A 24,318-nucleotide genomic window follows, 5' to 3' on the forward strand; every position below is an offset into this window, starting at 1 on the left:
CGTCAGGTCCCTTGGGTATAGTTACTCTATTTTTGACACAAAAAAGCCCCCCAATGTGTTGGGAGGCTTTAAAAAAGTGGCATTAACGATTTAGCCACGGCTACATGTTCAGTTGGCAGGCTCGACTGTAAACTTACCGACATCAACGGCAATCACCTTTACAGAATCACCTGCTTCGAGCTGCGCGTCTTTGAAAGCCGGACCCAGTACTAATTGCCAGCTCACTCCAGAATACTTCACCGTTGCGGGTGTGTGTGCATCCATCGGAGATTCAAGCTCAAAGACCAGACCAATGAGATCGCTGTGAACGTTAAATTCACGGCTTTCGCCTTTCTGCATGCGTTTCATCGGCCCCCAAAGAGCAGCGGTCAGCACCCCTGCACCAATGCCTGAGCCCGAGATCACACCCACGATCGTCGCAGGTAAAATGCCCACCCAAACCAGTACACCCGTGGTGATGGTCGAGAGGCCTAGCGCTAGCAAAACAATGGTGGACAATCCCAACACCCATATTTCTACGATCAGAAAAATGAGTCCGATAATGATGGTGACTTCCGCCAAATTATCTTGAAGATAACTGACTACATCCATTAAGACCTACCTGCATTCAAGGTGTTAATGATGCTCATGGATTCAGCAACAAGGGCTGCTGCACCCGTTGAGCTATCAGGGAGAAGCACCACAGAAGATTCTTTCGCGATGGCTTTTTTCGCTTCAATGGCTTTATCGGCCAGATCAAGCTGGATCGCTTTTTGACCTTCAGGCGTTGCCGCTGTGCGACCCACCACTTCCAGTGCTTCGGCTTGTGCTTGTGCAACCGCAAGAATCGCCTGCGCTTCACCTTCTGCTTTCAGGATTTGCTCAGACTTTTCCGCTTCTGCTGCCAGTACGCGCGCTTGTTTGTGACCTTCAGCCACGTTGATTTCAGATTGACGCGCACCTTCAGACTCTAGAATTACAGCACGTTTTTCACGTTCTGCCTTCATTTGACGTTCCATCGCGTCCAATACTGAGCGCGGTGGATCGATGTCTTTGATCTCATAACGCAATACTTGAACACCCCAAGGCACAGCAGCTTCGTTGATGGCACTGACAATAGCCGTGTTCAGATTTTCACGCTCTTCAAACGTCTTATCTAGCTCCATACGGCCAATTTCTGAACGCATCGAGGTTTGCGCAAGTTGCGTCACTGAGAAGATGTAATCATCAACCCCATAACACGCCTTCACCGGATCCAGCACTTTCAGGTAAAGCACACCGTCAACCACCAAGGAGATATTGTCGCGAGTAATCGCGGATTGGCTCGGTACATCAAACGCTTGTTCTTTCAATGTACGCACGTACGCAACACGGTCGATAAACGGAATCAGGATGTTCAGACCCGCTTCCATGGTTTTATTGTATTTGCCGAATCGCTCAACAATGTACGAGGTATTTTGAGGCACGAATTTCACGGCACCACGCAATACGATGACGATCAAAACCGCAAGAACGACCCAAGTACTGAGGATCGTGGGGAGGAGCGCTAAAATTTCCATTTTTATATTTCCTAGCCAGAGAATTTAACACCAGCATACCGAAAATCATCATGTATTTTTACTTGCAGATTAAGATTTTAGGGGTAATCAACAAAAATAATGAAGAGGTCACCTTAGCGTGTTTAGGAAGCGAGATTCCAACGGCGAAAGTAAAAAAATAACACGATAGGGGACAAAAGGAGAAACGAGAAGGAGAAAAAACCAAGCAGAACCGGACGTCCTGCTTAGTAGAAGGCATGTTGTCAGTACAAAATAATTCTTATGCGCTTATCTATCACGCACAAAGGTGTTTTTAACCAAACAATTCAGTAAAGGCACTGCATTGATATGCTTGAATTTCAGCGGCTCAGCTAAGTCACCAAACAGAGGAGTTCCGCCGCCCAACAAAACAGGGATCGTCGTGATAATGAGTTCATCAATCAAATCTTGCTTTAAAAAGCCCTGCACCGTTACACCACCGTCAATGTACAGATCGGCATAGCCTTGTTCATTCAGCACGCGAACAACATCTTTTAGGTCACCATTTACCAAGAAAATCTTGTCTTCATAACCCGCAGGCACAGACGTCAAGGTGTTCGACAACATGAAAACAGGTTTAGAATATGGCCAATCGCAACCGAAGCTCAACACCATCTCAACGGTGTTTCGCCCCATGACAATGGCATCAATGCGGTCCATAAATGCGCTAAAGCCCAAATCAGAACCTTCTGGGTTGGGAATGTCATGCAGCCAGTCAATGCGGTTGTTTTTGTCAGCAATAAAGCCATCAAGGCTCGTTGCGATATAAACGATGTTAGACATAAGCGATTCTCACGTCATTAAAAAGTACGGTATACAAAAAAGCGTGGGCATTTGCACCACGCTTTTTACAAAACACACATTTTAGTTATTCAAGTGACGTTCTTTCGCTTACCAAAGCCAAGCCGCACCGCGAACGCCGCTTGAATCACCATATTTTGCTTTTACAAGCGGTGTCGCACACTCGCCGCCCAGCACCCATTGCGCCATGAGCGGTGGAACATTGGTGTAAAGACGCTCAACGTTCGACATACCGCCGCCCAACACAATCACATCAGGGTCAAGCATGTTCACCATAGTACCTAGTGCTTTCGCAAGACGCTGCTCATAACGCACCAAACACGCTTCCGCTTCCGCATCGCCTTGTTTGGCGAGTTCGACAATTTCAGCACCTTTAAGGCTTTGGCCCGTCGTCAGGGAAAAATCTTTCCAAAAACCCGTGCCTGAAAGAAAGGTTTCAATACAACCCGGTTTGCCGCAATAACATTCGATGTGTTCAGCGTGGTGGCGATCAACATCGTTTTGCCAAGGCAATGGATTGTGTCCCCATTCACCTGCAACACCGTTTCCACCCACGTGCACTTTGCCGTTTAGCGCCAAACCACCGCCACAGCCTGTGCCAATGATCACGCCATAAACCATGCCTTTTCCTGCACCTGCGCCATCGACGGCTTCAGAAACCGCCAGACAGTTTGCATCATTCGCAATGCGCACTTCACGCCCCATCAATGCTTTTAGGTCTTGATCAAGAGGCTGGCCATTCAGCCACACTGAATTGGCATTTTTTACCATACCCGTCACAGGTGAGAGCGTACCGGGAATACCCATACCAACAGTGCACGTTTCCCCGACCGCTTTTTCCGCATCGTCAACGAGCCCTTTAATGGCTAAAAGTGTGGCTTGATAATCATGTTGTGGCGTAGGTACACGCTGTTGGAAGACCTGTTCACCTTGATCGGTGAGCACAACCGCTTCAATTTTCGTTCCGCCTAAATCGATCCCTATTTTCACCAGTTCCTCCGTCTCTCGACCCGCGAGCATGTTCAATACTTCATCCTAAAACTAAGCATATCGGGAGATACGCCTTAGCAATGAGACCCTAAATAAAAAGATGGTTTTTTGTTCTGTAAGGACGCCTCAATTATCAGAAAGATGACAGTTATATGAAACTTAATTGTAGATTTGTCCTGTTAAATTCCTGATTCCTAAAATAAATGTAGCTTTCCATTTAAAAACCGAGATATGTCTCACTTTCTTTTCCCTAAAATAAGTCTATTTTTAAAGCGTGCACTAATTTGTCATTGATTGTGGTGTATTTCACAGCATGAAGTGACAATTCGCACAAGATTGTGCAGTGAAATCTACGTGTTATATACATGTAGATTTGCTGTGCTAACATCGTTCGGCCTGGTTAATAGAGCTCATTATGCTGCAATTGAATACACACTTCGTTACACCCTACCTTCGCAAAAGTAAGTTGTCCTGAAGTCCTGAAGATATTCGCAACATTTGACACCATAAGTGATTCATTAATAGGCTACATGCGCAAGCGCAAAAATTAGTAAGTAGAAATATATTCAGGAGACAACATGTCTAAATCTACAGGTACCGTGAAGTGGTTTAACGAAGAAAAAGGTTTCGGTTTCATTCAACAAGAAAATGGACCAGACGTTTTCGTTCACTTCCGCGCTATCACTGGCGATGGTTTCAAAACTCTGGCCGAAGGCCAACAAGTAGCATTTGAAATCGAACAAGGCCAAAAAGGCCCACAAGCTGCAAACGTAGAAAAAGTATAATTTTTCTTCTCGCAGAGAATTTAAAAGGATGCCTTATGGCGTCCTTTTTTACGTTTTAGGCTTTTCTTTTTTCTTTGCCCCCCTCTTCCTCTTCTTCTTTGGCTATCCGGATTGATCCCCTGTACATCAGCGAAATTCTAAAAATTGGCGCGAAAAACCGCAATATTGTACAAAACATTTATTGCTAACTTGTTTACACTGAGCAATACGACAGTCATAAAGGTGTGCAATGGAATCTGCTCACTACAATTCGTCTCCCTTGCTTGGCGGATTGGAGATACTTCAAGCGACGTACGATAAACAAAACTTTTCGCGGCATACTCACGAAGGGTATACCGTGGGCGTTATTGAGCATGGCGCACAACGTTTCTGGCGTAACGGCGCTTATCACCTCGCCCCTAAAAACAGCATCATTTTGGTCAATGCAGACCAAATCCATGACGGTCATGCAGCGACAGATGGTGGCTGGTCTTATCAGGCAATGTATCCAACAGAAGCACAATTCCAAGCCGTCGCAAAAGATTTGGGGTTGACCTCAAACACGCCCTATTTCCCTGTTGCTGTGGAACACGATCAACGGTTAGCCAATCAACTTCTTCAGCTGTTTACATTGCTTCACGATAATCAAGACACTTTACTAACCGAAACCTATACACACCATGTTTTGCTGTCTTTACTGTGTCGCTATAACAAACGTCAGCAAACGCCGAAAAACACGGTCAAATTGGGAGAGCAACTCTCAACGATACGCGACTACCTCCACCAGCATTTTGCGTATGCCATCGCGTTGGAAGATTTAAGCGAGCTCTCCGGCGTCAGCCCTTACCATCTGGTTAGGCAATTCAAAGAAAAGTACGGTCTGCCACCACACGCCTATCAAATTCAGCTGCGCGTGAGACACGCTCAGCAATTGATGAAATCGGGCATGTCGCTCGCAGACAGCGCCATCGCAAGCGGATTTCACGATCAAAGCCACCTTCATCGACATTTCCGACGCGCCATGGGTGTCACCCCAAAGCAATATCAGCGCGCAATTTCGTACAATTTTCCCGCCGCATAAATCGGTATTACTTTATATCCCGAACAGTAAAAGATGCGAAAACCATGAATCAAGACTCTTCTCTCCCCCGCGAACGCATATGGCTTTCCGCTGTATCCGATATGTTGCCCCTCAGCCTTGCTGTTGTGCCTTGGGGCATTCTTTGCGGCTCACTGGCTATTCAAGCAGGAATGACCCCTTTTCAGGCACAAGCCATGTCATTGTTCGTGTTCGCTGGTGCCGCGCAACTTTCAGGCACCAGTATGATAGGGGCCAGCGCGCCCGTTAGTACGTTATTTGGTTCAACGTTCGTGATCAGCGCTCGCCACCTGCTTTACTCCGTGAACATGCGTCAACACATACGTGCTTTACCACTGAGATGGCGTTTACCACTCGGCTTTTTGCTGACCGATGAAATGTACGTTGTCAGCGCTGCACACACGGAACGCACTGGCACATTTTGCCCATATTTTGCGCTATACACAGGGGGGTTCTTCTACCTTTGTTGGAACCTTGCCACCTTAGTTGGCGTTATTGGTGGCTCGCAGTTCGACAACATCGAAGAGTTCGGCCTTGAGTTCGCCATCGCTGCAACCTTCATCGCACTTGTTATCCCAACAATCAAAGATATTCCCGTTGCAGTGAGCGTGCTGGTCTCAGCCTTAATGATGGTGATATTCACCTTAATAGGCATTGAAAATGCCCTCCTCATTGCGGCTATCCTAGGTATGGTTGCCGGTTTTACCACGGAGAGCCTAATGCCAAAGAAGATCAACACGGAAAGCATCGAACAAGCAGAACAAACAGCGAATAGATCGCGTGAAACGGAGGGTGAATAATGAACACATGGATAATGATCTTAGGCATGGCATGCATTACGTTTTCTGTGCGCTACGTCTTTCTCGCAAGAAGTATCCCCTTTCAAGTGACGCCGACCATGCAGCGGATCCTAAAATTCAGCGCGCCTGCGGTGCTAACCGCCCTTGCTGTACCTATCCTTGTGTTTCCCCACGGTGATTTTTTCGTTTCCATCAATAACCCGTATTTATTGGCTGGCATCTTTGTTTGTGTGCTTGGCTTCCTGCGGTTGGGCACATTGAGCACGGTTCTTATCTCAATGATATTTTTCTGGTTTATCCGATAGAAATTTATAAAACGAGATGCGCATCAGAGACCCTCATTCCAAATTGGGAAACAAGTGCTTCTTTTATTGAAATATCAGCGATATAGACTATTTCTTAAATAGAGGGAAATATGAAAAAGGGAGGACGCTCTATGCTTGACCGATGTCTCGTCGTTGATGATCACGAAATGATTCGCGAAACCATCGCTATTATGGCGACTTCGCTCGGCTTTAAAGAATCGATCATGGCGATTGATGGTGCGGATGCCATTTCGAAAATATTCCATGAGCGACCTTCTCTCATTATCACCGACCTCCAAATGGAACCCATTGACGGACTCGAGATGCTCCGTCTGATCAGAAGCGGACGCTATGGGTTACAGCACGATATACCCATCATTATTCTGACGGCCAATGCATCTGAAAGCGTGATTGCCCAATGCATCGCGTTCGACGTCGATGCTTTTTTGGTAAAACCTGTCAATCGACAAGCACTTCAAGAGCGTATTAACCAACTTTCGCAGCAAGCAAAAGCCAAGAAAACGGTCGAACACTACTTCGACATGTACCAACAAGACCCTGCGAAATCCACTGCATTCCAGATGAACGGACAAGTCGCCTTCACGGATTCCGATGTCAGCGAATTTGATGCGCTGATGAAAGAACAAAAACCTGACGTACATGTCCCTATGCATGAGCCTGTCGCTTCGACACCTCAGCCCACGCCTGCCGTTGAACCCGCAGACAACAAAAAATACTTCATCAAGTGGCAAGACCGTTTTAGTGTAGGCCATACCAAACTCGATAAGAGCAACATGCAATTGCTCGACATCATCAACGACACGTATGACGTCATCGTTAATCACGAACATGACAATCATGTGTTTGAAGACATTGCCAAACGTTTTCAGCATTATGTGAATAATCACATCGTGCTTGAAGAGTCGCTCCTCAGTGAGCGAGCTTACCCTCGATTAAAAATGCACAAAGACATGCATGGACGCCTCGTCAAGCAAGCCGAGTTCGTTGTATTGAAATGTCAGGCTGATCCGAGCTTTTACCGCACTGATTTTTTCCGATTATTGCGCTTTTGGTGGGTCAAACACGTTGTTCAGGAAGATACCAAATATAAATCCGTTTTCACTGAACTCGTTTAAATAGGGCCGTGAATGCACAATCATTCTCCCTTTTCTAACCCCGAGTCGCGCAACACCCTCATCCAACTGGTTGTCAGTGGGACAGCCGTTATCGCCATTATCATGCTGTCTTTCCTCTGGTTTTACCGTTCCATTGTCAATGACACACAGTTGAAAATTGAATACTTCCTGCAGTCTGAAATCGCTAATGTCAGCGTCGCGATTTCAGATTGGTATCATCATCGAGAGCGCGAACTTGCACTCGTCGCAAATGACAAAATCCTTGTCAGCAACATGTATCGCTATGCCAAAGCCTTTGGTCGAAAAAGCCACCCCGGCACTGGCCAGACAGACCTTCTCCTGCCCAATACAGACGAAAACATTCACCGTACACTTTCGGAATACCTTGAAAATTTCGAGTACGATAATGCTCTATTGTTTTCAGAAAATGGCAAACTGCTGTTAAACGTAACGCCGTTTAATCAAGCATGGGCAGACCAAATCTATCAGAATCACGGACGGCGTATTCAAACTCAAGGGGAGTACATCAGCGCGCCGGAAAAAGGACCAAGAGAGCGTGATGGTATGATGATTTCTCTCGGATTCTCTCTTCATATCGCCAATCAAACATCAGCAACGCTGCCCGTTGATCAACGCCCGATCCTTGTCTTACTTCGTAACAGTGAAGAGTTTGATCGCATCTTCATCAATCAAGAACACACAGACACACGACTCGCCTTCGCAGTCAATAAAAACGGGGAGCGCATCGCGCCCTATCACACCGCCAATGCATCAGCCTACCCCTTCTCGTTAAGCCGCCCATCAATGAGCAACCAAGTTAACGCGTCCCCTTGGTCATTGCTCACAAGCGCTGAAACTGAAGTCAACATGAATGTGGTTGGCTACCAAGGTCATCGAAAAAATGACATGGTTGGCGTATGGCAATGGCATGAACAATACCCAATGGCCGTGGTGATTGAGTTTGATGCAGACAGTGCGCTCAATGCGATTTACTACACCCGAAACTACTTACTTTGGGTGTTCTTAGCAGTGACCGCCGCGTTCACCATTTTCCTCGCACTCCATGCAAAAACATCGCTCAAGATAAGCTTCAGCAAGCTTTATCTTGAATCTATCCTTAGAAACTACGCGGATGGCGTGATCGTACTAGACAGCAAAGGCATGACAGTCTCGGTAAACGATAAAGCGTTCGAATTGGCGCTGCTGCCTAGTGATGTTCCTCAGCCATGCTTACTCAGTGCATTTCAAACCTTAGAAAATGAAAAGCTTATCCGTGTGATCGATGACATTTATGTCGATGCCATGAACAAAGGCGAAATGGGCAATATTCATCGCTATGGCATTAACGACCAGATGGTTTATCTGAATATCAAAGCCAAAAAGCAGCACATTAGCGGTAATGATTACGTGGTGGTGAACCTCAGAGACATCACCAAGCAAAGCACCATTGAAGATAAATTGAGTCGCAGCAATGCCTTGTACTCCGTATTCAATACAGTGCAAGACATGTACATGACGACGGGCGACTCAGAACGCAGCTTCAAGAAAGCCCTGGTGGTTTTAGCAAGCTTTACGGAAAGTAGCCTTGCAGCGATGCTGTCTTTCGATGGTGGTGAACAGAAAGTGATGTTCAAACATCAAACAGGTCGCCAATCGAAAGAGTTTACAGGGCTACCTGAATCTTTACTCTCCTATGCTGACACAGCCCTTTCATTACGTCGGACGGAGTTCTCGTCGCTGCACTTTACTGTCGAATCGGAACGCACAGATTTCTATAAGCACTACACCTTGATTCCATTGGTATCGAAACGCGATACCTTAGGGTTAATCGTGCTTGCAGGACGAGACTCCCCCTATAGCGAGAAGCAAGTAGATTGGATTGCACCGGTTGTGAAGAGTATTTGCAGCATGATGTTTTCCGATAAACAGACCCAGCTTAATCAAGAAGTGACCGAGGCATTGCGAACAGCAAAAGAAGATGCTGAGCATGCCAATGAGGCCAAATCAACGTTCCTCGCGATGATGAGCCATGAAATTCGCACGCCCATCAATGGCATTATCGGTATGTCAGAAGTCTTAGGGAACACTGATCTTGCGTACGAACAGAAGCATTACAACAACACCATTTCTGTTTCCGCCAACGCACTTCTCGACATCATCAATGACGTCTTAGATCTCTCTAAAATTGAAGCGGGCAAAATGCCTATCCGTGAAGAAACGTTCGCGGTCAGTGAGTTAATGGAGAACATCACCAACATTGTTGCCCCACGTGTAAAAGATGGCGTGACCTTTACGTCCTATGTCGACCCAGGTTTACCTTTTTCGCTCACTGGGGACTTTTCTAAGCTTCGTCAAATCCTCGTGAATATTGCAGGCAACTCAGCCAAGTTCACCGACAGTGGGTTTGTGGACGTGTCTATTCGTTTGCTGAGCACACATTTACATGGAACAAACACAGTGTGTCACGTGGAAATGAAAGTCACGGACACAGGCATCGGCATCAAAAAAGAACACCTGGATAAAGTGTTCGAAAATTTTTCCCAGATCGACAACACCTCTAAGCGTCGATACCAGGGCACGGGGCTGGGTTTGCCTATCTGTCAGAAGTTCGTTGATTTGCTTGGGGGCACTATCCACGCAGATAGCGAAGTGGGCGAAGGCTCAGTGTTCACCATACACCTAAATCTCAAACAACCTGAAAATGTGCTTCAAGACCTACTGCAACCTTCCGATTCACTCAAGAAGCAACGTGCACTGATCGTGTCACGTTGCGTCAGTCAGACGAAAAATGTAAAACGCTACCTTGAATACCATGACATGCAAGTGGTGACTGCGCTGGATGAAACTGCCGCCTCTCTCGCCTTGTCATCATCATCGCCTTTCTTGGTCACCTTACTCGACCATTCTATTTCGCTGGAAGAGCTTCGCACCTGCATTGAACCCACCACGTACACGCAACACGTCCTGTACCTTGCTGATATCAAGGGCGTACTCACACATCGCCCTTATTCTATCTCTGCGGCGCTGACAGCCCCGTTCACCATACTGAATTTGACACAAGCACTTGAAACCATTATTCAAATGCACGAGCAAGGTTTCAGCCGTGATGATGTCTTTAAGCAACTGGCGCAGCGCGAAGAAATTGCAAAAATCGCGGACACTCAATTGCTGAAAACAGGGCTATCAGTTCTGGTAGCAGAAGATCACCCCGTTAACCAAGAGCTCATCTGTACGGTGTTAAGAAAGCTCAATTGCACACCTACCGTGGCTGATAACGGTGCCATTGCCTTTGAACGTTTCATCGCAAACCGCTACGACATGATCTTCATGGATTGCCAAATGCCCGTCATGGATGGGTATGAAGCCACACGTAAAATCCGCCAGTTAGAAGCTGACAATAACCTGCCGGCCATCCCCATTATTGCGATGACCGCTAATGCGCTCGCGGGCGACCGAGAGCGATGCCTTCAAGAGGGAATGACCGAATACATCGCGAAACCGTTCAAACAACAAGCGCTCATCGTAATGATGAACAAACTGATGCCTGAACATATTGAGTCTCAGCCAGTGCCTATGCCGGCTTTAGAGGCACAGTCTCATGGTTTCACATTGGATGTTGAAGCAGACATTGACGTTTCCGCGCTCAACACGCACCTCGCGTCGACAAACAACACCCAGCCAGCTTCAGATGCAGGCACTCCATTCGATCTCAGCACATTGAAAGAAACCACAGGCGATGACCCTGACTTAATTAAAATGTTGGTGGGACGATTCTTGAAGGTACAAAATGAAGACATTGCCGCGTTAGACATCGCGTGGGATGAAAAGCGATTCTCTGACGTGAAGAAAATCGCACACAAAATGAAAGGGGCGGCGCTTATGGTGGGTGCTATCGACTTTTCAACAGCGTGTAAAAACATTGAACACCATGACGTTGAAGACAGCGATACCATGCAGAAGGAATATCATAGGCTATTGAAGAGTTCGGAAAACCTTTGCGCCAGAATGCTAGAATTAATGCGGTAGTAGACGAGTTGCAATAATGCAAGCGCGATAAGGTTGCTTTTTACGCCATTTATATGAAGTTTGCTAACCTAGCTGCACTATGACGAGCCCCCCCTAGGCAAGTGGGTATTTTTTATCTAGTTTTAATTACAAATACTAAAAAATAATAATTTATACCATCGATTTGCATTTTAAGAGTAAACGCTATGCCGACAGTTATTGCATTCCCAACGAAAAACGCGCCAACCTCGCCTCAATCGTGCGCTGTGACAGAAATGATCAAGGAAGAGTTGAGCTACCTGAGCTCGAATGAACACATGATCAATTGCATCTTGGAACGGATGAAACCTTTCATTGCGACCTTGGATTTTGACCTTGGGTTAGATGTAGAGATCGACGAAAACAATCAACAAGCGATGATGGACATTATCCCTGCCGTGCAAGCGATGCAGGCACGATTTGATGACATCATCTCAGACATCATTTCTGAACGCATTCTTCATGAGATCCACATGTTCCACATTGAGCGCGTCACCAACGTGTAAACGTTGGCCTGATATAACACACCTTCTTCGAGAAAGAGCGTTTATCGCTCTTTTTTCTTTTATATTGAAGCATCTATTGTTAACTCTCCAGATCGCAATTTGCAAAAAAACAATTCAATTTGAAGCATAATAGGAAAGAGCTTTCCGCAATAATTTTTCCAGCCTGTCGACTTTTTGACTGTGTCTGTAGCACATGTTTTGTCGTCAACTCACATCAAGCACATGAATTCCTCCGATTTCTCAATTAGCTTATATACTTATCAATTAATCATAAGTGAAATAAAAATCTCAATATATTGTCACATGTTAACTTGGCGCGACTCTTGCAAACACATGTAACAACGCGATTAAGGACATGGAGACACTCATGGGAGTAGCAGCAATCAGCACGGGTTCGATTCATACGTTTCGATCACGATCAGGTGCGCGAAAGTTTCCTCGTATTGAATTTCCTGCTCAGGTCGAAATCGACGGTGTCATGTACCCTACCAACGAGTGGAGTGTAGGCGGCTTTTCTCTGCACGATAATAAGTATATGGGCAAGAAAGGCGACAAAGGTGCTGGCAACCTCTGTTTCGATCTTCCGGTTGGTCGCTTTTCTACCCCCTGCCAGTTTGAAGTGATGCGTGTCAGTGAAGAGGGTTACGTTCTCGGTTGCCAATTCTATTCCCTAAATTCCGGTCACCAAAAAACGCTGCAGTCCATCGTTGATACCTACCTTACCGGTGAGACCATTTCGCTTGAAAGCGTGACGTCTTATGGCGTAAAAGCGCAGCTTCACGAAGAAGAAGTGAAGCGCATGCAACAAAATTGGTGGCGCTTTGCCACCGTCGCCATTGTTGCGCTGTCTCTGATTACCATCGCTGCATTAATGATCCAATCTCGCGTGCTTTCTATTGAGTCGCAGCATGCCGCAGTCAGTCAACCCGTGCTCACCCAGAAAAGTTACAGTAACGGGGTATTGCGTTTGGGGGACTTCAAACCCGGACAGTTAGTCGAAAAAGGACAATTGCTGTTCTCGATATACACCGAGGAAGGCACCGATTTGCTGGCTAAAGATAAACAAGAGCTCAGCAATATCAACAGTGAAATTTTGTACTACCAAACCCTATTGCGCCAAAGTAAAGAGGCCGTTGCTAGGTATAATTCCCGATTATTCCAAGAACTAAAATACATATCCGAAAAACGCAGCTTGTTAGAAGATGAAATGGCGGCACGGGAAAGTATTTTACGTCTCTACATAAAAGGCGTGAGAGCTGGGTCTGTCGATGTGGTCTCTCGTGAATTAGAGCGAGTCGAAATCTTCGAGATAAAACGCGATATCTTAACCCTAGATACACACATTGAAGGTATAGAGAACCAACTTGACCAAATTCTTCTTGGTGTGCCACCTCGCGAAGCACAGGTTGACATGAAGTCGCCCTTTGAAGTGGAGAGCAAGCTCGACATTTTGGTGAAGCGTAAAGATAAAATCCTTGAAGAGATCGAACGTTTGAAAACCCGCGGTCTTGCTTACGCACCTTGTAAATGTTACATCGTCGCGATCAACGCCTCTGATGGACAGGTTGTACAGACAGGTACGTCGGTTTTTGAGCTCTCACCTATATCAACCTCTGAGAGGACTGAGCGCTCTATTCTTGCTTTGATGCCACTTGAACGTGCCGCATTACTAAAAATTGGCATGCCCGTCGAATATCGCCTCGCTAGCAATGATGAAAAGCTCATCGGCACCATCGAGAAAATTCAATTTTACAGCGCGTCCAACAGCGATATTTACAACGACGATGGTGAATCACTCAGTGGTCTGCCCAAAACGTTGCCACGGCTAAACCAATACACCCTCATAAAAGTGACACCGTCATCTGAAGATGCTGACTCCGTCGTGAATGAGCCAGCAAAGGTCATCGCGACCGTGAAATGGAAAGACGTGTTCATCCACTGGTTTAACTTATGAATCCAGATAAACTCGTTGTTAAAGGCTTTCATAAAGATGACCCCACACACGTCACCGTCCTTTGGTGGCTGTTCTTCGCTGGGCTCCTACTCGGATTGTGGGCAATTTATACCATTTTGCCTTCTGACAAAGTGCAGCCAGAAGTCCTCTATACCCTAGGCATTATTGGTGCTTGGCGATACGGTTGGAAAACCCTGCACCTGTTGCGTGGGCTTTACTATCAATATGTCCGTTACCCGGTTCTATCCACGCTTGCAGACATGACCAAAAAACCCAGTGAGATTTTGCTGGTAATACCTTGCTACCGCACAACACCTGAAATTAGCGCGCCAGTATTCAAAGCATTGGTTGATGAAATCGGCAACTTTGGTGTGTCTTGTCGCGCGGTGGCCTGTGTGTCTGATGAGTCAGACCTCGGTATCATTGAAAGGCAGTTCGATAAACTGCAAGAAAAAGTCCCTGTCAGCCTGTACATCATCGACCAAGATGGCACAGGTAAGCGAAGCACCATGGCCGATGCACTGACATTGCTTGCCGAAGAGCGCCCTGTATCGAAAGATGCCATCTTGGTGCTCATGGATGCCGATACCGTTTTACCCGAAGGGATCTTAAAGAAAGCCTCTGGCTTTCTAATGCGTTACCACGATCTTGGCGCCGTAACGACACACAACAAGCCTATTGTTAAAGGAAATTCACTGATACGCCAATGGTACCGCCAGCGTATGTGCCAGCGTCACTTTTACATGAGTTCCCTTAGCCTGACTTATCGCGTACTGGTTTTAACGGGGCGATTTTCCGTGTATCGCGCATCCCTTGCGCTCTCCCCAGATTTCATTGATAACCTGCGATATGACCATGTGAAACACTGGCGCTATGGCCGCATTCGAATGCTCACGGGGGATGATAAGAGCACCTGGTATTACGTGCTGAAAGAGCGCTGGAAAATGATGTACCTCCCTGATGTCACCGTGACTTGCCTAGAAGATGCGCCATCAGGCGGCTTTCTAAAAGCCAGCCTGTCACTCATGACACGTTGGTACGGGAACATGCTACGCAGTAACATTCGCGCCATCGCCCTCGGACCACGTCAAGCGGGTTGGTTTTTGTGGTTCTGTTTACTCGATCAGCGCATCAGTATGTGGACCACATTAATTGGCCCTTCATTGGCACTGGTTGTCGCAACCTATATGGGCACAAAAGTGGTGATTGCTTACTTGTTTTGGGTCATCGCGACGCGGAGTTTGAATGTGTTATTAATATGTGTTCAATCTCGCCAGTTTCATCCCATCTTTGTGGTATTACTCTGGTATGAACAACTGATTGGCTCTTTGGTCAAGGTGTATCTGTTCTTCCATCCCAATGTACAGCGTTGGACACGACAAGGTATCAGTGGTGTCGTAGAAGACAAATCTATTTCAGGTCAAATCAAGCACTGGCTGCCGCATTTGCAGACGACAGCCGCGTTCAGCACGCTATTGATTTTCGTCATGTGGCTTTACGGATGACAACGGTACGCTTTCGCTAAAAACGTTACTGACGTTGAAAAAGGTTTTGGGGCATACAGCAGTACCGTGTCTGCTTCCAAAGCCATGGCCTTGTTTCTCAATTGGCTCACAGCCCCCTCAGTCAGTTCACCATCATTGATCAACCAATAGTCATACCAATGGCCTTGAGAGCCCACAACCACCCCTTTATCTTCACAGTGCATCATCTCTAATGCATCTCCCCATAGAACGTTAATGTTTTCGCTTTCTGGTAACGGGGCTGTGACACATGCCGACAACAAAAGGGGGGCTAAAATGGCGAGAGGTTTTCGCATGTTTTTCTCTTGGTTTATAAAGGCGTTATTGACGATCTTAACGGCCGAACAAGGTGACTAAGTTATCTCGCCAATTATACCCCTAAAAACGCAGACTGGGCAGCGTTACTGACTATTTCACGATGCAATGCTCTTTCTTTAAATCCAATATTTTATGCATCACAACGCACTTGCTCTTGTGCTGTTCTCACACTAGAATAATACTGTATATAAACACAGTATTATTCATTATGCTCGATAACCTTCTCGCACTACATTCCGGCCTTTGGACTGCCAATCGCCTCTATCAACCTCAGACTCACTGCCGCCCTAGCGGTTTTGCGCTGTTGGATGAAAAACTCGAGGGCGGCTGGCCAGAATCCGGCGTGGTTGAACTTCAACTGACGTGTTTTGGTGTCGGTGAATTACGTCTCGTGCTGCCTGCCATTGCTACCGCACTCAAAGACAGTGAACTCACCCTCTTCGCTTGCCCGCCGGGCGATGTAAACCCTGTTGCGCTGTGTCAGGCGGGCATCGATTTAGACAAAGTGGTGGTGCTCGCATCGTCTTCCGACGCGAGCCTTTGGTGTGTTGAACAAGCACTGAAAAGCGGCTGTTGTCGTACTGCCGTGTTATGGGGGGATGCCCTTTCTGTCACACAAGCGCGTCGCCTTCAATTGGCCGCGACAGAAAACGACTGCTTACTGTTCATGATCACCCACAAGAGAAGTGTTCAAGGGCTACCTGTGAGTTGCCGTCTAGCCCTCACACCGAGTGACAGTGGCATTGCCATCAATGTTGTTAAACGCCGAGGTCTGCCCGTGCAACCTTTCACGCTGACCATGCCAGCGATGTATACCGAGCACCACTGGTCGTCGAAAGCGCACTCTATTACCAAGAGCAAAGCTACCAAGAGCAAAACTACCAAGAGCAAAACTTCCGAGAGCAAAACTACCGAGAGCAAAACTTCCGAGAAAAAAACACCGTCACAGATGATTGGTTCACCTCTATCAGAGCAACAACATCTGCCCGTCCCCAACAACGTGGTGTCTTTGTTCCGATGATGCTTTGGCTCTATTTATATTTCCCAGCACTCTTTCTCAATACATTAGAGCGGGATAACGATAACCAATCACCACTGATTGTATTGTCTCGCGCCACGGGGAACGTGTGTCAGGCCAACCAACATGCAAAAGAGCATGGCATTCGGCTCGGCAACGATTTGGGCACGGCAAGCGCACTATGCCACGCCTTAAACGTGGTCGATTACGATGAAGAGAAAGAAGCAGAACGCGTGCAGCAATTGGCTTCACTGATATACCAAGTCAATGCCGATATCATTGTGCACGCGCCCGCTGGCTTGATGATGAAAGTCTCGCCCATGCTTGCCCTGTATGGCTCACTGGAAGCGTATTGGGACGCGCTTCGCCCTGTCTTGGTCGAACAACAGGTGCAATTTCACTTTGCCTTCAGCCCTTATCCAGAGGCCGCGAAACAGCTCGCCATATCGGGAGCAGATTGCGTATTTCTCACCGAAGAAAACACCCGTACTGCCTTGGCGTTGTTGTCGGTTCGCCAACTCGGTTTCAGCGCCGCGCACGTGACTCAACTCGAACGCATGGGCATTCGTCAGGCTCAGCAATTGCTCGATCTTCCCTTAGCATCACTTGGGCAACGTTTTGGTAAACCACTGACCGCGCAAATTCGGCGCCTGACAGACACCCAACTCGCACATGCGGCCACCTTCACGCCACCCGCGTATTTTCTGCAATCTCTCGAACTGCTGCATGACATTGAGAACAGCCAAACACTCTGTTTTCCGCTTCAACGTATGTTGCGAGAAATGGAAGCCTTCTTGCAGGTGCGAGAAGCCGTTGTGCCCAGCATTACCCTGTATTTTGCACAACGCGATCATGATGAAAAAACACTCACGATCACGGCGGCAGCACCTGAATCTGCCACCAGCCGATGGATGACGTTACTCCAGCTTTATCTGGAAAAGCTCAAGCTTGATGCGCCGGTGATGCACATTCGCTTACACGCTGACACCCTTTTGCCTAAGCAATCTCCGACCCAAGATTTGTTTGCGGGAAAACGCGGCCAACTGACCCCAGCGGAGTTGATCAGTTTGATGCAAGCCAAGGCCGGCGAGCACAGCGTGTATGGTGTGTCATTGAAAAACGATCATCGCCCAGAGCACGCCTTTCATCGACAAACACCCTTGATGAAAAGTGACCAACAACTGCCTGAGCATTTACCCGCCAGACCTTCATTGCTGCACATGACGCCACGCCCACTCATGTCACGCCCCGCCATTTTAGCTGGCCCAGAACGCATTAGCGGCGGATGGTGGGATCGCATGCCGGTTCAGCGTGATTATTTCGTTGCCCGGAATACGCGAGGCCAACTGTGCTGGGTATTTCGAAATGGCATGGGGGAGTGGTTTGAACATGGCCTCTTCTGCTAACGACGAACAAAGCCAAGCTCCAGAGCATCACTACGCCGAACTTCACTGTAAAAGTAATTACAGCTTTTTAACTGGCGCATCGCACCCTGAAGAGCTCGTAACACGGGCTGCAACGCTGGGCTATCACGCCATCGCCATCACCGACGAATGCTCGCTCGCAGGCATTGTGCGAGCGTACACCTGCATCCGCGATCAAGCCTTACCGATTCAACTGATCATTGGCTCTGAAATTACCTATCAAGACGAGAAATTGGTGATTTTATGCCCGACGCGCAAAGCCTATGGCGAGTTGGCACGTTTAATTACCCAAGCGCGCATGCGCAGTGAAAAGGGCCATTACCACGTGTTCAGCGATGACTTTAGCCACATCTCGCAATGCCTTTGCATTTGGGTGCCCCGCCTTTCTCACCTTGAACGTCATGATGCCTCCCACATCCAGCAATGGTTGAAGAAAACCTTTGAAGGGCGTTTATGGATTGGCGCTCAACGCCTGCTGCTGCCGAACGAAGAAACTTACCTCAACATGGTAGACACACTGGCGGATACCCTCGATGTGCCCGTGACCTGCGTAAACGATGTGCTGATGCACCACCCACAGCGTCAGCCTTTGCTAGACGTGGTCACGGCGATCCGTGAAGGGAAACCCTTACAAGAATGCGGACACGCGCTACCACGCAATGGTGAACAAGCCTTAAAGCCCCTCAGCAAACTAACAAAGCTGTACCCTGACGCATGGATAAAAGAAACCAAGCGCATCGCCAATTTATGCCATTTCAGTTTGAGCGAGCTGCGCTACGAATACCCTGCTGAATTGGTGCCTGACGGTTTCACGGCCCAAAGTTATTTACGCCATTTGGTGCACATTGGCATCAAGTTGCGCTTTCCCAACGGCATCAAACCCGAAATCAGCGCCACCATTGAAAAAGAACTCATGCTCATCAGCGAGCAACGTTACGAATACTTCTTCCTGACCATTTACGACATCGTTCAGTTCGCCAAATCCCAAGGCATTTTGTACCAAGGGCGCGGCTCGGCAGCAAACTCCATCGTCTGTTATTGCTTGGAAATCACCGCCGTCAACCCTGAGAAAATCAGTGTCTTGTTTGAGCGTTTCATCTCCAAAGAACGGGATGAGCCACCCGACATTGATGTGGATTTCGAGCATGAGCGACGCGAAGAAATCTTCCGCTATATCTACAAAAAATACGGCCGCCAACGCGCCGCCATTGCCGCGACCGTCATTACCTATCGCTTCAAAAGCGCGTTTCGCGACGTCGGTAAAGCACTGGGGATCAACGAAACCCAGTTGGATTACTACATCAAGAATTTGAACCACCGAGACAAAGGGCTCGATAAGACCGAACAGCTCAGTGCATTGGGGCTAGACACCCAATCACACCTTGGCCGCTGGCTACTCGATTTGGTGGAAGAAATACGAGGTTTTCCGCGCCACCTCAGCCAACATGTCGGCGGCTTCATCATTTCCGCAGGGCCGCTTTACGAACTCGTGCCGGTAGAAAATGCCGCCATGGCAGAACGCAGTGTGATCCAATGGGACAAGGACGATTTGGAATCCCTAGGTTTGCTCAAAGTGGACATCCTTGCGCTTGGCATGCTGAGCGCTATCCGCAAAGCCTTTGCCATTATCAGTAGCCAGCACCAGCGCGCACTGTCCATCGCCAGCATTACGGCCATGGGCGACGATCCTAACGTGTTTCAACAGCTTCAAAAAGGCGATTCCGTGGGCGTGTTTCAGGTGGAATCTCGCGCGCAAATAAACATGCTGCCTCGATTACGCCCTGCGTGCTACTACGACTTGGTAATTCAAATCGCCATTGTCAGGCCAGGTCCAATACAAGGCGACATGGTGCACCCTTTCCTTAAACGACGCTGGGGAAAAGAAGCGGTCACTTACCCATCAAAAGAGGTGGAATCGGTGCTATCCCGCACCATGGGCGTGCCCATCTTCCAAGAGCAAGTGATTCAACTTGCCATGGTTGCAGCGGGGTTTAGTGGCGGTGAAGCAGACAAATTACGTCGCGCCATGGCGGCGTGGAAGCGTAACGGTAAGCTGGCACCGTTTCGGGAAAAACTCATCAACGGCATGCAAGCGCGTGGCTATAACATTGAATTTGCCGAGCAGATTTTTCGCCAGATTCAAGGGTTCGGTGAATACGGATTCCCCGAATCTCACAGTGCTTCGTTTGCTGTGCTCGCGTATACCTCATCCTGGCTTAAGCATTATTACCCCGTCGCATTTTATTGCGCCTTACTCAACAGTCAGCCCATGGGGTTTTATAGCCCGTCTCAATTGCTGCAAGACGCCACACGACATGATGTGGTTGTGCTGCCCGTGTGCGTGAACAACAGTCTGTGGGACCATCAACAAATCCTGACGCCAGAAGGCCCCGCATTACGGTTAGGATTTCGTTTGATCAAAGGCTTTTCGTCTCAAGGCGCTGAGCGCTTGCTCACGCAAAGACCGGACAATGGCTTTCAGAACCTGAACCAGTTACGCGGCTGTGGCCTAACCCGAGGCGATTTAGAAGCCCTCGCCAGCGCGAATGCCACCCAAATATTGGCCAACAACCGCTTCTCTGCCCGTTGGCAAATGATGGATGACAGCCATACCCTTCCACTCTTGTCACAAAGCGCGACCGACACCAATGATGCCAACGTCATTCACGCGCCCTCTGCCGTCGAAGATTTGGTGGAAGACTACGCGACAACGGGCATTACCTTGGGTAAACACCCTATCGCGCTATTGGATGAAAGCGGCAAGTTGGGCAAACACCGGCTCGCGAGTGAATTAACCAGCATCAAATCAGGCACGGCCGTCACCGTTGCTGGTATCGTCACTGGTCGACAGCGCCCCGGCACCGCCAGTGGCGTGACCTTTATGACCTTGGAAGACCAAACAGGTAACATCAATGTGGTGGTATGGCTTGCCACCGCGCGCGCGCAAAACGCCCCCTTTGTCACCGCGAAGATTTTGAAGGTGAAGGGCATATTAGAACGTGAAGGCGATGTGGTGCACATTATCGCAGGGCGGTTTATCGATATGACCTCAACACTGAATCAACTGCTCATCCACTCAAGGGATTTTCACTAACGCATTCAGGGCACGGAACATGGTCATTCCTGTGTCTTAACAGGTTGGGCTGATGCGAGGGAGCAGCGTTGTAGCTCTCGCACCAGAAACCGCCGTGAGGCGTCGTTTGGCGCGTTCTGGATAGCGTGGTGATAAGCCGCGCACGCTTCAGGGGTGTTGCCCAGTTTATTCAGAACATAGGCTCGGGCAGCATACAAAGGTTGGTAATTACCGAGCTCAGTTTGCAACTCATCAAGGCGTTGTAACGCGCGTTCACATTGTCCTAATTCGGCCATGACCACAGCCCAGTTCAGGGCGACGACAGGCGTTGGTTCATAAACCCACAGAGAGCGGTAGAGTAAAAACATCTGGAACCAGTCAGGCTTGGGCTGCATCATGTGGCAATCTGCAATGGCAGCCTTAATCTGAAAAGGGCTTGGCTGTTTTCGTACAATCGCTTCCTCAAGAATGTGCTGCGCTTCGGAAATCACATCATCCTGCCAAAGGCTTGGATCCTGCTGTTCAACAGGTACGATTGCCCCGTCCGCGTCAATCCTTGCTCGCCGCCTTGATTCTGTAAGCAACATCAGCGCAAGCGCACCCTCAATCTCAGGGTCATACGGGCAAAGCTGGCGCAAGAGGCGCGTCAGGAAAATACCTTCTTGGCACAGATCACGAGGGCTACTGTCTTCTGATACATAGCCGGAGGTAAAAACCAGATACAAGGACGACAGCACTGTGCTCAACCTTTCCGACCATCGCTCGGGTTCTGGCACCGAAAAGCCGATGCCTTTGGATCTGATCTTGGCTTTTGCTCTGGAAAGTCGCTGGCCCAGCGTCTGCTCGCTATCAAGAAAGGCGGCGGCTATCTCGCGCGTCGTCAGGTTACACACAGTGCGGAGCGTCAATGCTATACGGGATTTTTCTTCTAGCGCAGGATGACAACAGGTAAAAATGAGCCGCAGTCGCTCATCGGGTATCGTTTCGTCCATGTCGTCGCAGATGAAGTCTGGTGTGAGGCTCGCGAAGTCGGTCTTTCTCTTCGTTTCGCGTTGTGCAGCGCGGATGTGGTCAATCCCCTTGTTCAATCCCACCTTCATCAACCACGCCACGGGATCGTGAGGAACACCTGTTCGCCCCCAATGCTTGAGCGCAGCAATCGATGCCTCCTGCAGCGCATCTTCGCCCAACTGAAAATCGCCGAGTCTTGAAATTAGCCCAGCTAAAAGCCGCCCCCGATCGTGGCGTAGCACCTCATCAAGACGGTGAGAGACCGCGATGGCGTTGGGAACGGCATGTTTCATTTAACCGTCCGCCGGGTCATAGTCCAACAATGGCCGTATCTCGACAGTGCCGAAATGGGCAATGGGGATCATCTCGGCGTATTTCAGTGCCGAATCCAGATCTGCCACATCCACAACGTAATAGCCGCCCAAATGCTCGCGCGTTTCCGCAAAAGGGCCATCCATGATTTCGACCTTGCCCGCTTTGATCCGCAGTGAGGTTGCGGTTTCAACCCCTTGTAATCCTTCTCCGCCCACTAGCACGCCGTCGTTTTTGAAGGTGTCGCTGGTCGCAGCAAACGCCTCCATCATGTCATCAAACTCTGGAGTGCCATAGGCAGGCTCTTTATCCGGCGCAGCATAGAGCAACAGCATATATTTCATGTCGAACTTCCTTCTCTTTTGATGGTTCATGCTACAAGGACGATCCCGTTCCTCAATTTTCGACATGTCCCGATTTAATTTATGTTTTTTTCTAAAACTAGGCGAGAAAACGGGAAGTAGGCACCTCCAATATAGTCAGAGTGGGGATGCTGAGGTGCATTAGAGGGGAGACGATCACTAAGGATTGCGGTGTTTTGGGGCAACCCCTCAAAGGCAGATGTCGAATGCAGAACTAAAGGACTTTGTAGAGCCTCAACATGTCTTGATGCTGGATGCCCTTTTCAAAGATGAGCTCGGAATAGTTTCGCAGAAAGTGATCTTTCACCACGGAGTCCACGCGAAAACCAAGCCGCTGATAATAAGTCAATTGGTAGCCAAATGTCCCCGTGCCCAACTCGACGCGCGTGACGCCTTTGTTGGGTAATTGCGATAGCAAAAACGTGAGAAGCGCTGAGCCAATGCCTTGACCTTGATACTCGGGATAAACGGACACGTTATAGATTTCGGCACGGCCATCATTCAGAGGTTTCACTACACAAGCGGCGAGGATTCGCGCATTGTCGGAGGCAGTAAAGCACCATGAATCTGATAAATACGATGAAATACTCGCTTCAGACGGATCGGCTTCGAGGAGCAACTCGAGCGGGATATCACTGCTTTTAGCTTCGATATATTTCATCTTCTCCCTTATCCAAGTTTCCAAGGTGGATTCAATCGGTTTTCACCCGCCCAATATAGCTTAATTTTATTTCCCGACGGATCGCTCAGACTGGCTTCTCTCCAAAGGAAGGATTGATCTATCGGGTCATGGTCAAACTGAACGCCTTTTGACTTGAGTTCATCTACCCACTTATCGAGTTCTTGGTGCTCAAAATACACAACGCCTCTGGAGGGTAAGCCCTCTTTATCGGGGTCGAGATAGACAGAAAATGAAGCATCACCGTCAGGGAAGGCAAATCGCGCATAATGGTCATCTGCGACGATCTGTATTAACTGAATAGCCACCGACTCAGTAGACACCTTTGAGCCTTTCTTCGTACTGCTTTTCATACTCTACAGGTGACATTTGGTCGTTGGAACCGTGCCGACGTTTTACGTTGTAGAACATCTCAATATATTCAAAGATATCCATACGTGCTTCTTCTCTCGTTGAGTAGATTTTTCGCTTGATACGTTCTCGTTTCAATAACTGAAAGAAGCTTTCAGCAACAGCATTGTCATGACAGTTGCCTCTGCGGCTCATACTTGACTCCAAGCCATGCTGAGTCAGGAATTTATCCCAATCATGACTGGTGTACTGACTGCCCTGATCTGAATGTACAAGCACTTTCTCTTTCGGG

22 protein-coding genes are annotated in these 24,318 nt (G+C 48.2%); 12 read left to right on the plus strand and 10 right to left on the minus strand.

The features are described 5' to 3' along the window. Positions 1-108 precede the first annotated feature (108 nt). The 4 genes from BM082_RS21080 to mak form a co-directional block, all read right to left on the minus strand. The gene (locus BM082_RS21080; protein ID WP_017015195.1) at positions 109-591 is read right to left on the minus strand and encodes an NfeD family protein; all 483 of its coding nucleotides are present in this window, start codon (positions 589-591) and stop codon (positions 109-111) included. After that, positions 591-1,538, minus strand: coding sequence for an SPFH domain-containing protein (locus BM082_RS21085; RefSeq protein WP_017015194.1), 948 nt, complete (start codon positions 1,536-1,538; stop codon positions 591-593). The genes BM082_RS21080 and BM082_RS21085 overlap by 1 nt, the downstream gene beginning before the upstream one ends. Before the next feature lie 267 nt (positions 1,539-1,805). After that, complete coding sequence (locus BM082_RS21090) at positions 1,806-2,339, minus strand: dihydrofolate reductase family protein (protein WP_017015193.1); 534 nt, start codon at positions 2,337-2,339, stop codon at positions 1,806-1,808. Positions 2,340-2,447: 108 nt separating this feature from the next. Next, positions 2,448-3,377, minus strand: coding sequence for a fructokinase (gene mak / locus BM082_RS21095; RefSeq protein WP_017015192.1), 930 nt, complete (start codon positions 3,375-3,377; stop codon positions 2,448-2,450). A gap of 548 nt (positions 3,378-3,925) precedes the next feature. Here mak and cspE point away from each other — a divergent pair. The 9 genes from cspE (at position 3,926) to BM082_RS21140 (ending at position 15,460) form a co-directional block, all read left to right on the plus strand. Further along, positions 3,926-4,132: a transcription antiterminator/RNA stability regulator CspE gene (gene cspE, locus BM082_RS21100; protein ID WP_017007742.1), complete on the plus strand. Its 207-nt coding sequence runs from the start codon at positions 3,926-3,928 to the stop codon at positions 4,130-4,132. 229 nt (positions 4,133-4,361) lie between these two features. Next, the gene (locus BM082_RS21105; RefSeq protein WP_017015191.1) at positions 4,362-5,192 is read left to right on the plus strand and encodes an AraC family transcriptional regulator; all 831 of its coding nucleotides are present in this window, start codon (positions 4,362-4,364) and stop codon (positions 5,190-5,192) included. A 44-nt stretch (positions 5,193-5,236) separates the two neighbouring features. After that, positions 5,237-6,010 carry an AzlC family ABC transporter permease gene (locus BM082_RS21110; protein ID WP_017015190.1) on the plus strand — a complete coding sequence of 258 codons (774 nt, stop codon included), beginning with the start codon at positions 5,237-5,239 and terminating at the stop codon, positions 6,008-6,010. Then, entirely contained in the window at positions 6,010-6,315 is a 306-nt protein-coding gene (locus BM082_RS21115; protein ID WP_017007738.1) for an AzlD domain-containing protein, read from the plus strand. The genes BM082_RS21110 and BM082_RS21115 overlap by 1 nt, the downstream gene beginning before the upstream one ends. A 131-nt stretch (positions 6,316-6,446) precedes the next feature. After that, complete coding sequence (locus BM082_RS21120) at positions 6,447-7,451, plus strand: response regulator (protein ID WP_017015189.1); 1,005 nt, start codon at positions 6,447-6,449, stop codon at positions 7,449-7,451. A gap of 12 nt (positions 7,452-7,463) precedes the next feature. Then, positions 7,464-11,477, plus strand: coding sequence for a response regulator (locus tag BM082_RS21125; protein WP_074928510.1), 4,014 nt, complete (start codon positions 7,464-7,466; stop codon positions 11,475-11,477). A gap of 185 nt (positions 11,478-11,662) precedes the next feature. Then, positions 11,663-12,001: a hypothetical protein gene (locus BM082_RS21130; RefSeq protein WP_017016596.1), complete on the plus strand. Its 339-nt coding sequence runs from the start codon at positions 11,663-11,665 to the stop codon at positions 11,999-12,001. A 367-nt stretch (positions 12,002-12,368) separates the two neighbouring features. Further along, a complete protein-coding gene (locus BM082_RS21135) occupies positions 12,369-13,955 on the plus strand; it encodes an HlyD family efflux transporter periplasmic adaptor subunit (RefSeq protein ID WP_074928511.1) in 1,587 nt (528 codons plus the stop codon). Further along, positions 13,952-15,460: a glycosyltransferase gene (locus BM082_RS21140; protein ID WP_017007733.1), complete on the plus strand. Its 1,509-nt coding sequence runs from the start codon at positions 13,952-13,954 to the stop codon at positions 15,458-15,460. The genes BM082_RS21135 and BM082_RS21140 overlap by 4 nt, the downstream gene beginning before the upstream one ends. Here the strand turns inward: BM082_RS21140 and BM082_RS21145 are convergent. Then, positions 15,451-15,774, minus strand: a complete 324-nt coding sequence (locus tag BM082_RS21145) for a DUF4156 domain-containing protein (protein ID WP_017007732.1) — start codon at positions 15,772-15,774, stop codon at positions 15,451-15,453. The genes BM082_RS21140 and BM082_RS21145 overlap by 10 nt on opposite strands. Positions 15,775-16,004: 230 nt before the next feature. Between BM082_RS21145 and imuA the strand changes: the two genes are divergently transcribed. The 3 genes from imuA to BM082_RS21160 are packed head-to-tail and all read left to right on the plus strand — an operon-like array spanning position 16,005 to position 21,332. Next, positions 16,005-16,817, plus strand: a complete 813-nt coding sequence (gene imuA, locus BM082_RS21150) for a translesion DNA synthesis-associated protein ImuA (RefSeq protein WP_074928513.1) — start codon at positions 16,005-16,007, stop codon at positions 16,815-16,817. Next, positions 16,814-18,220, plus strand: a complete 1,407-nt coding sequence (locus tag BM082_RS21155) for a Y-family DNA polymerase (RefSeq protein WP_074928515.1) — start codon at positions 16,814-16,816, stop codon at positions 18,218-18,220. Before imuA ends, BM082_RS21155 begins: the two co-directional genes overlap by 4 nt. Then, on the plus strand, positions 18,204-21,332 hold the full coding sequence (locus BM082_RS21160; protein ID WP_074928517.1) for an error-prone DNA polymerase: 3,129 nt from the start codon (positions 18,204-18,206) through the stop codon (positions 21,330-21,332). The genes BM082_RS21155 and BM082_RS21160 overlap by 17 nt, the downstream gene beginning before the upstream one ends. A gap of 23 nt (positions 21,333-21,355) precedes the next feature. On the opposite strand, the gene BM082_RS21165 is transcribed toward BM082_RS21160, so the two are convergent. The 5 genes from BM082_RS21165 to BM082_RS21185 form a co-directional block, all read right to left on the minus strand. After that, on the minus strand, positions 21,356-22,615 hold the full coding sequence (locus tag BM082_RS21165; protein ID WP_074928519.1) for an RNA polymerase sigma factor: 1,260 nt from the start codon (positions 22,613-22,615) through the stop codon (positions 21,356-21,358). Then, positions 22,616-22,978, minus strand: a complete 363-nt coding sequence (locus BM082_RS21170; RefSeq protein ID WP_017015182.1) for a YciI family protein — start codon at positions 22,976-22,978, stop codon at positions 22,616-22,618. It lies immediately after the preceding gene. Positions 22,979-23,210: 232 nt separating this feature from the next. Beyond that, on the minus strand, positions 23,211-23,657 hold the full coding sequence (locus BM082_RS21175) for a GNAT family N-acetyltransferase (RefSeq protein WP_074928520.1): 447 nt from the start codon (positions 23,655-23,657) through the stop codon (positions 23,211-23,213). 8 nt (positions 23,658-23,665) lie between these two features. Then, positions 23,666-23,998: a VOC family protein gene (locus BM082_RS21180; RefSeq protein ID WP_244276070.1), complete on the minus strand. Its 333-nt coding sequence runs from the start codon at positions 23,996-23,998 to the stop codon at positions 23,666-23,668. Then, a partial coding sequence (locus BM082_RS21185) for an IS3 family transposase (RefSeq protein ID WP_139218788.1) occupies positions 23,988-24,318 on the minus strand: 331 nt, incomplete at its 5' end. The genes BM082_RS21185 and BM082_RS21180, both read right to left, overlap by 11 nt.

Source organism: Enterovibrio norvegicus DSM 15893, from assembly GCF_900115495.1.
GTDB classification, from domain to species: domain Bacteria; phylum Pseudomonadota; class Gammaproteobacteria; order Enterobacterales; family Vibrionaceae; genus Enterovibrio; species Enterovibrio norvegicus.